Below are 12,376 nucleotides of genomic sequence, written 5' to 3'. Positions count from 1 at the left end.
GCGGCCCCCGCACCGAGGGTCCGGGGGCCGCATCCCGCATCACGGGTGGCGAGGATCAGGTGCCGTAGCGGATCTCCACGCGCCTGTTCTTCGCGCGCGCGGACACGTCGACGCTGTCGCCGACCACCTCGGTCGCGACCGGCTCGGTCTCGCCACGTCCGGCGACCGTCAGGACGAGGTCGGGCCGGGCCGCCGCGATCGCGTTCGCCACGGCCTGGGCACGTTCCTCGGACAACGTCTGGTTGCTCGCGTCGTCGCCGACCGAGTCGGTGTGCCCCGTGACGCTCACCTCGGCGGCTCGCGGGACGTCGCGCAGGACCGGTTCGAGGTTGTCCGGGGCCGTGTCCGGGAGCTCGGCCCTCTCCGGCTCGAACAAGATGTCCGAGGACAGCGTGATGAGGGTGTCCCCGTCCACGCGGCGGACCTGCTCCTTGACGACCTGCACCGAGTCGTTCGGCGTGAACGCCCGCACGGCGTCCCGCACGTCGAAGACCCGCACGGCATCCGCGACCATCTGGTTGCTCGCCTCGGGCAAGTCCTCCGGGTCGCGGAAGTCCTCCGCCTGCGCGGGCCCGGTCGCGAGGGTGGTCACCAGGACGGCAGTCACCGCGATGGCGGCCACCCGGTTCCTAGGCTGCACAGTCGCGGTCATCGCGTGATCGGTACGTCGAGAATCTCCGGCCAGTCCTGCTGGACCAAGAGGTCGATCGACTCGGACAGGTGGTTCCGTGCGCGTCGCGGATCGTCGCGCCCGATGAACACCTCACCCGCTGCTGCGTCTCGGGCTGGGGTCGGTGGGCGGCGATGAGCCAGGCCGCCTCGTCAGCGTCCCAGGACGTCCGGAGCCCGCAGTCCCCGCTCGGCGTGCCACCCGCGGTACACCCCGGTGCGGAGCTCCACGGCGTAGGCCTCCAGCGACGGCATCCCCACCCCCCGGGCCACCGCGATCTCGGCCTCGACGTCGAAGGGGACGCGCACCATCTGCAGGCTGAAGACGTCCGTCGCGCTGCCCCCCGGAACCCCTTCGAGCACCACGTAGGAGGCCGCGGTCTCGTCGAGCGGGTTGCCTGCGCTCCCGGCGTTGACCAGGGTGCGGCCGTCGCGGACCTTGACGAACGCGTCGTGGATGTCGCCGTAGACGACCATCGTGGGCTCGGGCCCCTCGCCCGTGAGTGGCGTGGTCGCGAACATGCCGTCGAACTGCTCGTCGGTGTGCCGGGCGTGGACGCGCACGTGGACGCTCTCGGCCGAGGCGTGCAGCAGCCGGATGCGGCGACCGCTCAGCTCGAGGTGGTGCACCAGAGGAAGCTCGGCGAGCCAGGTGCGGTCGGCGTCGGTGAGCTCCTCCTTCCACCAGGTCATCGGGTCTCCGGGCGGGAACTCCTTGGTGGGCAGCAGGTCGTCCCAGTTGCCGCGCACCGTGACCGCGCAGCGCTCGCGGGTCCGGGCCACGGCCGCCGACCCCCGCGGACCCTTGCCGGCCACGTCCCCCAGGTTGATGACCGTGCGGATGCCCCGCGCGTCGATGTCGGCGAGCACCGCGTCGTAGGCGGTCATGTTGCCGTGCACGTCGGAGACGACGGCGATCCGCTCGACCACGCTCGCGGTTCCGGTGCTGTCCACGCTCAGGGTCCCCTCGATGCTGGTCCGCCCAGGGTAGCCAGCAGCTGAGCGCCGCCCAGGCGGCTCGTCGTCATCAGGCACAGCCCGACCCTTGTTCACCTGGCCACTGACATGTTAGATGTCAACCATGCATCACCTGCCCCCCGTCCGCCGCGTCCTGCTGCGCGACCAGGCCGCCGCGCGCATCCGGTCCGCGATCGTCGACGGGGACCTCGCCCCGGGCCACGTCATCAAGGACACCGCCCTCGCGGCCCAGCTGGGCCTCTCGGTCGCCCCCGTCCGCGCCGCCCTGGTGACCCTCGGGGACGAGGGCCTGGTCGAGACCAAGCCCCAGAGCCACACCCGCGTCACCCCGCTCGACGCCGAGGCCGTGCGCGGGGCCGCCGTCGTGGTCCGGTCGATGCACGAGGTCGCGACCCGCGAGGCCGCCCCGCACCTGACCGCCGAGGACCTCGACCGCATGCGCGCCGCCAACGAGCGTTTCGCCGCGGCGGTCCGCTCGGGGGACACCGAGGCGGCCCTCGCGGCCGACGACGACCTGCACCAGGTGCTCCTCGACCGCGCGGCCAACGCCGCGGCCCAGGCCACCGTCACCCGCTTCACCCCGATGATCCGGCGGCTCGAGCGCCAGCGCTTCGCCGCCCCCCACGGTCACGACTCCGTGGACCTGCACGCGCGCCTCATCGAGGCGTGCTCGACCGACGTCGACGCCGCCGTCGCCCTGACCACCGCGATCTGGACCACGCTCGTGCTCGAGCTGGACCGCGCCCACCCGGAGGCGACATGACCACCCTCGACGACCACCCCCGCTACCCGCTGCTCTTCGGCCCCTCCCCGGTGCACCGCCTCGACCGGCTCACCGCCGAGCTCGGCGGCGCCGAGGTGTGGGCCAAGCGTGAGGACTGCAACTCAGGCATCGCCTACGGCGGCAACAAGACCCGCAAGCTCGAGTACCTCGTGGCCGACGCCCTCGTCCAGGGCTGCGACACCCTCGTCTCGATCGGGGGCGTGCAGTCCAACCACACGCGCCAGGTCGCCGCGGTCGCCGCCCGGGCCGGCCTGCGCTGCGTCCTGGTCCAGGAGAGCTGGGTCGACTGGCCGGACCCGGTCTACGACAAGGTCGGCAACATCCTCATCTCCCGTCTGGCCGGGGCCGAGGTGCACCTGGTCCGCGCCGGGTTCGACATCGGCTTCCGCGAGAGCTGGGAGCGCGCCCTGGCCCAGATCGAGGCCGACGGCGGCAGGCCCTACGCGATCCCCGCGGGGGCCTCGGACCACCCGCTCGGCGGCCTGGGGTTCGCCGGGTGGGCCCGCGAGGTCGCCCAGCAGGAGGAGGAGCTCGGCGTCTTCTTCGACACCGTGGTGGTCTGCTCGGTCACCGGATCCACCCAGGCCGGGATGGTCGCCGGCTTCGCCCTCGCCGAGGAGCAGGGCGCCCGGCCCCGACGGGTGCTCGGCGTCGACGCCTCGGCCGACCCGGCGAAGACCCGTGACCAGGTGCTGCGCATCGCGCAGAGCACGGGTCGGCGGATCGGCCTCGAGCGCGGGCTGACCCTCGAGGACGTCGAGCTCGACGAGCGCTTCCACGCCGGCACCTACGGCATCCCTGACGAGGTGACGCTCGACGCGATGCGCCTCGCGGCCCGCACCGAGGGCATGGTCACCGACCCCGTCTACGAAGGGAAGTCGATGGCCGCGACCATCCAGCTGGTGCGCGACGGCGAGATCCCCGCCGGGTCGACGGTCCTCTACGCCCACCTCGGCGGTCAGCCCGCGCTCAACGGGTACAGCGCGCTGTTCAGCTGAACGGTCGGTGGGTCGCCCTCGATCGACTGGCCCGCCGTCACGCCTGCCCGGTGACGACCCCCAGCATCCCGACGTCGACCTCCCGGTCGGCGTAGACCAGCCGGACGGCGTCGGGGTCGGGGTTGCCGACGTCGGGCCCGCGCCACACCTGCTGCAGCCCCGCGCGCTCGGCCGCCCGCCGTGACCCGTCGTTGTGCTCGAGGAGGTAGGCGACGACGGGGACCTCGGGGTGCTGCGCGGCGGCGGCTGCGCGGGCAGCGGCGATGAGCTCCTGGGCCAGGCCCTGGCCCCAGACCGTCGGGGCGAGGCGGTAGTAGAGGTTCCACACGGGACCGCGGTGCAGGCGGCACCCGCCCATCCCGACCAGGGCGCCGGGCCCTTCGTCGAGCCGGGCGCGCACAGTCCAGAAGTCCAGGCCGCGCTCCTCCCACCCGGCGATGGTCTCGGTGAGGATCCGCGCGGTGGCCTCGACCGTGGCGTGCCGCCCGGAGGGGAAGTGCGCCCACACCCCGGGGTCGGCGTGCAGGGCATGGAGCTCGGCGAGGTCGGCCTGCCTGGGTGGGGAGAGGACGAGCCGCGGCGTCGTCGTGGTCCCGGTAACCATGCCCGGAGTCTGCCACCGGCGCGCGGACCGAGCCCTGGTCCCCCCTTCGGGTGAAGCCGCGCTCCGGGGGGCGCGGCGGTGGCCCGGTGCCCCGTATGGTCGTTTTGTGACCCCGGAGCAGCAGCAAGGCATCGCCCGCGCACTGCTCGACGCCCTCACGGCCCTGGACCCGGACGATCGGGTCGCCTCGCGCCAGGCGGTGCCCCTCGCGATGGCTCAGCTCGAGGGTCTCGTCGCCGGCGCGGAGGACAGGGCCACGCCCGTGGCCTACGGCGCCCTGACCCTCGCCAACGTGTGCGTGGCCCTGGTCGCGCAGATCAAGGACGTGGACCGGCTCGACGTCATCGCGGCCCTGCGCCCGCTGTTCGCCGAGGAGGCCGGCCGCGAGGCCGCCTGAGCCCGCGGACCTGGACGCGGTCGCTGCGGTGCAGCGGCTGGGCGTGGACTACTGCCGCGGCGCTGACGAGCGTGACCTGGCCAGGCACTGGACCACGGGCCTCGAGGTCGAGGTCGACGGCGACTCCGCGTCGGGGCGCAGCGTCGCCCACGCGCTGACCCGTGGTGCCGACGGCACATGGCGGCTGAGCGTGGGGGAGTACGACGATCTCTACGCGCGGCGTGACGGTCGGTGGGCGATCCTGCGCCGCACGGCGACGGTCAGCTCGAGCACGGTGCTCGCTCCGCGCCCCGAGACGGGCTTCCCGACTCGGGGCGGCGGGGCCGAGGACGGCTGAGGGTCAGCGCACCTGGGTCGGGAGCCCCGACAGGAGGGCGCGCGCGTCGGCGGCCGAGCCGAGGGCCCCGGTCCCGCCGTTGATGACCTGGAGCCCGTCGCGGACCCAGCGGGCCGTGACGGTCGTGGGGGTGGTGGCCGCCTGGGCGGCGAGCACTGCGGGGAGGGGTGCTACGGGGTTCATGTCCATGTCCGCTCGTTCGGTGGCTGGGCGGCCCCTGAGGGGGCCCCTGGCTTTGCGTCCCCGCCTCTCGGCGGGTTTGCCCTTCTCGTGACGTGAGTCCCGGTGATCCCCCGTCCGTGACTCCTTCTTCTCATCGTCTGACAATTCGGACACCTTGAGCGATCACATTAGTGATCTATGTCACACGCCGCGCCGGCCGTATCCTCACCTGGCGGCGAGGTCTGGCGGAGCCCTCACGCCGGCCGCCGCCCGGCCGATGGGTCCGGTGACCGCATCCGGCACGGACAGGGGGCTCATGGACGGCATCGCCGCGATCAGTGCACGCATCGCGACCCTCCAGGGCACCCTCAACACCCTCGGCGGGACCGCTCGGACGACCCAGGCCGCCCCCTCCACCTCCGCCGTGGACTTCGCCTCGGTGCTCGCCGCGCAGACCGCCGCGACGCAGACCGCGCCGACGCAGACGGTGGCGATGCCGACCGCCGCGACGCAGACCGCCCCCGTCCAGGCGGCCGCTGCGCCGACGACCCCGGCGAATCTCCCGACCGTCCCCGGCTACACGGCCGAGCAGGTGGGCAACGCGGCCGCCGTCGTCGAGACCGGCCGCACCATGGGTCTGTCCCTGCGCGACCAGGCCCTCGCCGTGATGACCGCGATGGGGGAGTCCTCGCTGCGGGTCCTCGACCACGGGGACACGGCCGGCCCGGACAGCCGCGGGCTCTTCCAGCAGCGGGACAACGGCGCCTGGGGCACCCTCGCCGAGCGCATGGACCCCGCGGCGAGCTCGCGCAGCTTCTACTCGGCCCTGGCCCGCGTCGAGGGCCGCGAGACCATGGCCCCGACCCTCGTCGCGCACACCGTGCAGCGCAACGCCGATCCCCAGCACTACGCCCGCTACTGGGAGGGCGCCGTCTCCCTCGTCGCCCGGATCACGGGCACCACCCCCGCGCAGGTCACCGCAGGCTGACGGCGCCCCCCACCCGGCGCAGCGTCCTCTTCCTGGTCTCAGGTCGAGCCGCGCCGCGGGTCGTGAGAGCCTCGTCCGCGGCAGGGGTGGAGCTGAGGAGACACGCATGACGGAGCAGGTGCCCCACGACGGGACGAACCGGACCCACGAGGGCCTCGCGCCGTCGGCCGTCCGGCACCGCCCCTGGACGGGGCCTCTGACCCGCCCGGCCATGGCCAACGAGCAGGACCAGCGCCCCGGCCTGGGCCTGACCAACCGCTACCTCGAGCGCGACGGCGCCCCCGTGATCCCCGTCTCGGGGGAGATCCACTACTCGCGGGTCCCGCGCGACCGCTGGGCCGAGCGACTGCGGCTCATGCGCTCGGGCGGCATCACCGTGGTGGCGACCTACGTCTTCTGGATCCACCACGTCGAGGAGCGCGGCCGCCCCCGCTTCGAGGGCGAGCTGGACCTCGGGGCCTTCGTCGACCTGTGCGCCGAGACCGGCCTCGACGTCGTGCTGCGGATCGGGCCCTGGTGCCACGGTGAGGTGCGCAACGGCGGCTTCCCCGACTGGGTGCAGCAGGCCGACGTCGCGCACCGCACCGACGACCCCGCCTACCTCGAGCTCGTGCGCGAGTGGTTCAGCCAGGTGGCCACCGCGGTGGCCGACCGGTGCGGGCCCGACGGCCCGGTGATCGGCATCCAGATCGAGAACGAGATCTACGACCAGCCCACGCACGTCGCGACCCTCAAGGGGCTCGCCCGCGAGGCCGGTCTCGTCGCTCCGCTGTGGACGGCGACCGCCTGGGGCGGGGCGCAGCTGCCCGTCGGCGAGGTGCTGCCCCTCTTCGGTGGCTACGGCGACGGGTTCTGGGTCGACGCCGACCAGCCGTGGGACCCGACCTTCCGCGAGCACCACCTGTTCTCCCACGTCTGGGACGACCCGGGCATCGGGGCGGACCTGCGCAGCGCGGCAGCCCAGGCGCGCCTCGCGCCCGCCGACCGCACCCCCTCGCCCGACCTCCCGGCGGCGACCTGCGAGCTCGGCGGCGGGATGGCCACGGCCTACCACCGGCGCCCGTGGCCCCGGGCCCTCGACGTCGCGACCGTCGCCCACGTCAAGATCGGCAACGGCTCGGCCTGGCAGGGCTACTACATGTACGCGGGGGGCACGAACCCCTGGGGCCTGGCCGGTCCCGAGGGCCCCGGCCTGCAGGAGTCCCAGGCCACCGGCTACCCCAACGACCTGCCGCGCCGCAGCTACGACTTCCACGCCCCCGTGGGCGAGGCCGGGGACCTCGCGCCGAGCCACGCCGAGCTGCGCCGCCAGCACGCCTTCCTGGCGGCCTTCGGCCCCGCCCTCGCGGACATGCCCTCGACCCTCCCCGAGGAGATGCCCACGGGAGTCGAGGACGTGACCACCCTGCGTTGGGCCCTGCGGTCGGACGGTCGCAGCGGTGTGCTGTTCCTCGCCTGGCACCAGCCCCACGTGCCCCTCGACCCCTACGTCGACGCGCGCTTCGAGGTCACCCTCGACGACGAGGTGCTGACCCTGCCCTCGCGGCCGGTCACCATCCCGCCCGGCACCCTCGCCCGGTGGCCCGTCGCGTGGTCGGTCGGGGGCCTGCGCATCGCCTGGGCCACCGCCTCGCTCCTCACGGTCCTCGACCCGGCCCCCGGGACGGACAGCGACGGCGACGGCGAGACGCGCGCCGTGCCGACCCTCGTGCTGACCGCCGAGCCCGGGATCGACGTCGAGGTCGCCCTCGCCCCCGACGACGTGCTCCACCTCGAGCCCTCGCTCACCCCGCACCGGATCACCCGGGGAGAGGGCGCCGTGGATCTGCTCGTGCTGGATGCCGAGACCGCGCGGACCGCGTGGGTCCGCGAGCCGGGCGGCCGGGCCCTGCTGCTCAGCGCCGACGCGCTGACCTGGGGGGCCGACGGCGCGGTGCAGGTCCGGTCGGCCTCCGGGGCGCCCCAGGTGCGGCGCTACGACCCGTCACGGCGCAGCGTCGTGGAGCTCGCGCTCGCAGGACCCCTCGAGCCGGGGCCGCAGGACACGGTCGAGCCCTCCGACGCACCGTCGTCGGACCGGCCGGTCGAGCCGACCGAGCGCCCGGGCCCTGGACGGGAGGACGTCGCCCTCACCGAGGTCAGGGCCGCAGGGCAGGTCCCGACCGACCACGGCTGGCACGAGGGTCGGCAGTCCGCCCCGGGCCGGGAGGCCGTCGACGCGCTCGCCGCGGTGCACGAGCTCGCCGTGCCCGCGTGGGCGCTGGCTGCGCCCCGCGACGTGTGGCTGCACGTCGACTGGGCCGGGGACGTCGCCGAGATCCGGGTCGACGGGGTCACCGTGGCCGACCGCTTCTGGGACGGCTCGCGATGGACCCTCGACCTGGGTGATCTCGGCGTCGGCCCCGAGAGCACCGTGACCCTGCACCTGCTGCCGCTCGCGACGGCCTCGACCATCGCCCTGCCGACCGAGGCCGCCGTCCGCCTGGCCGGGGCGAGCGATCAGCTCGGGGTCGTGGACCGCGTCGAGGTCATCGCTCGCCGGTGGTGGACGGTCGTCTGAGGGCGGCGCGCCAGTCTGCCGCCCGCGGGAACCACGGGACGGCCGACGCGGTCTCCTTGTTCGAGCCGTAGACCAGCAGCGTCAGGAACACCCCGTAGACGGGCAGGTGCCCGATCACCTCGGTGGTGCCGAAGATGAACAGCGTCAGGTTGAAGGGCACGAGGGCCACCAGGACGGCGATCTGGGGCAGTGCCCCGGAGAGCACCAGCAGGCCGAAGAGCAGCTCGATCGTCCCCGCGATCACGATGAACACCTCGTCGGTGACCGGGAGGCCGATCAGGGCGAAGAGGTTGAGCTCGGGGTAGTTCTCGAGCAGGTTCCGGGCGAGCTCGGGGTTGGTGAACTTCTCGCTGAAGGCCAGCGTGATGAGGGCCACCGCGACGAAGAGCCGGAGCCAGAACAGCGCCCACCGCAGCTTCTCCGGGCTGGGCGTCACCCGGCCGAAGGCCCCGTCGGAGGGCGGCAGCACCGCGAGGAACAGGGCCACCGCAAGGGTGTCGGCGGTCTCGAGGAGGGCCACCGGGCCCGCCGCGAGCAGCGCGGGCGGACCGAGCAGCACCACGCCGAGGGCCGGGATGCGCAGCCGGATGCCCGTGATGAGCCAGACGCCGATCGCCGCCTGGACCACCCCGGCGAAGTCGCCGCCGGGGACGTCGTCGAGGGGCAGCGAGGGCGTGAGGAAGCCGCCGGTCACCGAGAAGGCCAGCAGCGAGACACCCATGTGGATCGCGAGCAGCCGCGGGATGTAGGGGGCGATCCGCCCCAGCGGGCTCAGGACGGCGAGCTCGGGCCGGGGCAGACGTCGCGCGACCAGCCGCCACACCACGGTCACCGCGATCACCGCGGCGGTGAGGGCCAGGGGGAGCGGGGAGAAGAAGAATCCCCAGTCACCGCCGCCGTCGTGCTCGGCGAACCACTTGCCGTGGGCAGCGGCCGGGCCCGCGGTCGCGAGCAGGGCCGTGACGGTCAGGGCGAGGGTCGCCAGCTGGCGAGCGCTCGGGGTGCGCCTCCGGGGTCCGGGGGCTCGGGTGGTCAGGTCGTCGACCATGGGTGGCCTCACGTCGTCGTCGGGCGGGCAGGCGGGCGTTCGGTCGTGGCCAAGGCTAGAGGGCTCAGGCCCGGGGTGTCGTCGCGGCGATGAGGTCCTCGAGCGGCAGGGGGCGGGAGAAGAGGTAGCCCTGCACCGTGTCGCAGCCCACCGCGGCGAGGGCGGCGAGCTGCTCCTCGGTCTCGACGCCCTCGACCGTGACGCTCATGTCCAGGTCGTGGGCGATCTGCACGAGGGCGCCCACCAGGCGCTGGGCCCGGGTCGAGGTCGCGATCTCGGTGACGAAGGACCGGTCCAGCTTGACCACGTCGAAGGGCAGGCGCACCAGGTAGGACAGCGACGAGTAGCCCGTGCCGAAGTCGTCCAGGGCCAGGCCCAGCCCCGCGGTGTGGGCCTCGGTCAGGGCCGAGATCGTCGCCTCGGGGTCGACCAGCAGCAGGGACTCGGTCAGCTCGAGGACCACCGAGCGTGGCTCGAGGCCCGAGGAGCGCAGCAGGTCGGCCGCCGAGCCGAGGAACAGGGGGTCGGTCAGCTGCTCGGCCGAGACGTTGACGTTGACCCGGGGCGTCAGACCGGTGCGGGCGCGCAGCACAGCGAGGTCGGCCACCGCCCGCTCGAGGACCCAGGCGCCGATCCGTCTGATCTGACCGGACTCCTCGGCCAGGGGGATGAACTCCGAGGGCGGGACAACGCCGTCGGGGGCGTTCCACCGGACCAGCGCCTCGACCGTCGCCCAGGTACGGTCGGCCACCCGCAGGATCGGCTGGTAGTACACCTCGAGCTCGCCGCGGCCCTCGGCCCCCTCGAGCCGCTCGGCGAGCCGCGTGCGCAGCGCGAGACGCTGGGTCGCGTCCTCGTCCCGCACCGCGACGCGTCCCGGCCCCTCACGCTTGGCCTGGTGCATGGCGTCGTCGGCGATCCGCAGCACCTGGTGCCCGCGGATGTCCTGGTGGAGGGGACCGGTGGCCACCCCGATGCTCGCGCTCAGCGTCACCGGGACCGAGCCGACCAGCCAGGGGCGGGCGAGCTCGGTCTGCAGCCGGGACACCAGGAGGCCGAGCCCGGCGGGTCCCTTGGCCTCCGCGCCGAGCAGGGCGAACTCGTCACCGCCCAGGTGGAAGGCCCGCAGGCCCTCGTAGCCCGCGAGCCGCGAGCCGATGGCACGCAGCACGGCGTCCCCGGTCTCGGCGCCGCGGGCGTCGTTGATCGCGCGGAAGTCGTCCACGTCGAGCACCACGACGGTCATCGACGCCGCAGCCGACTCGAGGCGCGTCATCTCCTGCTCGAGGCTGAGCCGGTTGGGCAGGCCGGTGAGGCGGTCGCGGAACACCGAGCGCTCGACCTCGTTGACCGGCAGCGGACCCGTCGTGGTGGGCGGGGTGGTGGGGCCGATCCGGGCGCGGGCGTCGTCGAGCAGGTCGGCGATCCGCGTCGCGCGCGGCCGCCGCGGCGGCCGGGGCGTCTCAGCGGCGCTGGGCTGCTCGGGCGCCATGGCAGTGCCTCTCTCGGGACGGGCTGCTCCTGTGATCGGCCGGAGCGCCCACGGGATGAGTGCTCCGTGCACGATCGTCGCGGTGCGGCGCCCTCCGTTCAAGCACCTCACCCCACGCACCCGTGGCGGTCGGCCCCGCGCGGAGGTGCGAGGCTGGGCCCATGGAGCCCCCCGCGAACGACTTCTCCTTCGACGACCTGCGCCGTTGGCCCGACGTCGAGTCCCGCGAGCTGGTGGCCGTCGATGCGACCGACCGTCTGCTGCTCGACGACGCCGCCGAGGCCCTCGTGGCCGCGCCGGCCGGCAGCGTCGTGGTGATCGAGGACCGCTACGGGGCGATCACCCTCGGTGCCGCCGCCCTGCACGGGCAGACCGGGCTGCGTGTGCACCAGGACGCCCGCAGCGGCCGACGCGCCCTCGAGGCGAACTCGGCCCGCGCGGGGCTCGACGAGGCGTGGACCTCGGTCGAGCTCGACCAGGCCGGGCTCGAGGGAGCGCGCGTGGTGCTCCTGCAGCTGCCGCGGGCCCTGGACTCCCTCGAGGAGACCGCCGAGCTCGTCGCCCGGTGGGCGCACCCCGAGGTGCAGGTCTTCGCCGGGGGTCGGATCAAGCACATGACCCGCTCGATGAACGAGGTGCTCGGCCGGTCCTTCGGTCAGGTCGAGGCGCGGCTCGCGCGGCAGAAGTCCCGCGTGCTGGTCGCGTCCCAGCCGCAGGCGAGCACCCGCAGCGCCACCGCCGGTGACAGCACAGGCGGCACCGAGGGGGAGTCCGCGCCCCGGTGGCCGGCGCGCGAGCACCACGCGGACCTCGACCTCACCGTCTGCGCCCACGGCGGGGTCTTCGCCGGGACGCGCATCGACATCGGCACCCGCCAGCTGCTCGCGCACCTCGACGCCATGGCCCCGCGCGCCGAGCGGGCCGTCGACCTGGGCTGCGGCTCCGGCGTGGTCGCGACCCTCCTCGCCCGCAGCCGCCCGGACCTGCACGTCCTCGCGACGGACGACTCGGCCGCGGCGGCCGCCTCGGCCCGCGCCACCGCCGCGGCCAACGGCCTCGGTGACCGCATCACCGTGACCCACGACGACGCCCTGGGCCGGGTCGAGGACGCGAGCGTGGACCTGGTCGTGCTCAACCCGCCCTTCCACACCGGGACCGCGGTGCACACGGGCGTGGCACGCCGGCTCTTCGGTGAGGCGGCGCGGGTGCTGCGCCCCGGCGGGGAGCTGTGGGCCGTGTGGAACTCGCACCTCGTGTACCGGCCCGTGCTCGAGCGGGCCGTGGGCAGGACCCGGCAGCTCAGCCGCGATCCCAAGTTCACGGTCACGGCCTCGACCAAGGGCTGAGCGGCCCGAGCAG

The 12,376-nt window shown here is 74.3% G+C and carries 13 protein-coding genes and 1 riboswitch; of the genes, 7 read left to right on the top strand and 6 right to left on the bottom strand.

The genetic code is table 11. From position 1 onward, the window contains the following. Positions 1 to 55: 55 nt before the first annotated feature. Positions 56 to 652, bottom strand: a complete 597-nt coding sequence (locus J4G33_RS04940; protein WP_208054831.1) for an OmpA family protein — start codon at positions 650 to 652, stop codon at positions 56 to 58. A gap of 170 nt (positions 653 to 822) precedes the next feature. Next, positions 823 to 1,623, bottom strand: a complete 801-nt coding sequence (locus J4G33_RS04935; protein ID WP_307793754.1) for a metallophosphoesterase family protein — start codon at positions 1,621 to 1,623, stop codon at positions 823 to 825. A 127-nt stretch (positions 1,624 to 1,750) separates the two neighbouring features. Between J4G33_RS04935 and J4G33_RS04930 the strand changes: the two genes are divergently transcribed. Continuing rightward, positions 1,751 to 2,410, top strand: a complete 660-nt coding sequence (locus J4G33_RS04930; protein ID WP_208054830.1) for a GntR family transcriptional regulator — start codon at positions 1,751 to 1,753, stop codon at positions 2,408 to 2,410. Next, on the top strand, positions 2,407 to 3,429 hold the full coding sequence (locus J4G33_RS04925; protein ID WP_208054829.1) for a 1-aminocyclopropane-1-carboxylate deaminase: 1,023 nt from the start codon (positions 2,407 to 2,409) through the stop codon (positions 3,427 to 3,429). The genes J4G33_RS04930 and J4G33_RS04925 overlap by 4 nt, the downstream gene beginning before the upstream one ends. Before the next feature lie 37 nt (positions 3,430 to 3,466). Here J4G33_RS04925 and J4G33_RS04920 read toward each other — a convergent pair whose 3' ends face one another. Next, on the bottom strand, positions 3,467 to 4,033 hold the full coding sequence (locus J4G33_RS04920; RefSeq protein ID WP_208054828.1) for a GNAT family N-acetyltransferase: 567 nt from the start codon (positions 4,031 to 4,033) through the stop codon (positions 3,467 to 3,469). 106 nt (positions 4,034 to 4,139) lie between these two features. On the opposite strand from J4G33_RS04920, the gene J4G33_RS04915 reads away from it, so the two are divergent. Then, the gene (locus tag J4G33_RS04915) at positions 4,140 to 4,430 is read left to right on the top strand and encodes a hypothetical protein (protein ID WP_208054827.1); all 291 of its coding nucleotides are present in this window, start codon (positions 4,140 to 4,142) and stop codon (positions 4,428 to 4,430) included. Between the two features lie 28 nt (positions 4,431 to 4,458). Beyond that, positions 4,459 to 4,767 (top strand): nuclear transport factor 2 family protein, encoded by a 309-nt coding sequence (locus J4G33_RS04910; protein WP_208054826.1) that lies wholly within the window; start codon positions 4,459 to 4,461, stop codon positions 4,765 to 4,767. 3 nt (positions 4,768 to 4,770) lie between these two features. Here the strand turns inward: J4G33_RS04910 and J4G33_RS04905 are convergent, their stop codons facing one another. Beyond that, entirely contained in the window at positions 4,771 to 4,956 is a 186-nt protein-coding gene (locus J4G33_RS04905; protein ID WP_208054825.1) for a hypothetical protein, read from the bottom strand. Between the two features lie 9 nt (positions 4,957 to 4,965). Then, positions 4,966 to 5,041, bottom strand: a riboswitch (cyclic di-GMP riboswitch). 204 nt (positions 5,042 to 5,245) lie between these two features. On the opposite strand from J4G33_RS04905, the gene J4G33_RS04900 reads away from it, so the two are divergent. Further along, a complete protein-coding gene (locus J4G33_RS04900) occupies positions 5,246 to 5,917 on the top strand; it encodes a hypothetical protein (protein ID WP_208054824.1) in 672 nt (223 codons plus the stop codon). 106 nt (positions 5,918 to 6,023) lie between these two features. Next, positions 6,024 to 8,477 (top strand): beta-galactosidase, encoded by a 2,454-nt coding sequence (locus tag J4G33_RS04895; RefSeq protein WP_208054823.1) that lies wholly within the window; start codon positions 6,024 to 6,026, stop codon positions 8,475 to 8,477. Here the strand turns inward: J4G33_RS04895 and J4G33_RS04890 are convergent. Then, on the bottom strand, positions 8,446 to 9,525 hold the full coding sequence (locus tag J4G33_RS04890; protein WP_208054822.1) for a hypothetical protein: 1,080 nt from the start codon (positions 9,523 to 9,525) through the stop codon (positions 8,446 to 8,448). The two genes, J4G33_RS04895 and J4G33_RS04890, sit on opposite strands and share 32 nt — an antisense overlap. A 64-nt stretch (positions 9,526 to 9,589) precedes the next feature. After that, the gene (locus J4G33_RS04885) at positions 9,590 to 11,017 is read right to left on the bottom strand and encodes a putative bifunctional diguanylate cyclase/phosphodiesterase (RefSeq protein WP_208054821.1); all 1,428 of its coding nucleotides are present in this window, start codon (positions 11,015 to 11,017) and stop codon (positions 9,590 to 9,592) included. Between the two features lie 161 nt (positions 11,018 to 11,178). Between J4G33_RS04885 and J4G33_RS04880 the strand changes: the two genes are divergently transcribed. Next, positions 11,179 to 12,363 (top strand): class I SAM-dependent methyltransferase, encoded by a 1,185-nt coding sequence (locus tag J4G33_RS04880; RefSeq protein ID WP_208054820.1) that lies wholly within the window; start codon positions 11,179 to 11,181, stop codon positions 12,361 to 12,363. Positions 12,364 to 12,376: the final 13 nt, after the last annotated feature.

It is taken from the genome of Actinotalea soli (assembly GCF_017565425.1).
Taxonomy (GTDB): Bacteria; Actinomycetota; Actinomycetes; order Actinomycetales; family Cellulomonadaceae; genus Actinotalea; species Actinotalea soli.
Note: the sequence above shows the minus strand (reverse complement) of the source record. Positions and strands in the feature narration are given on the sequence as shown.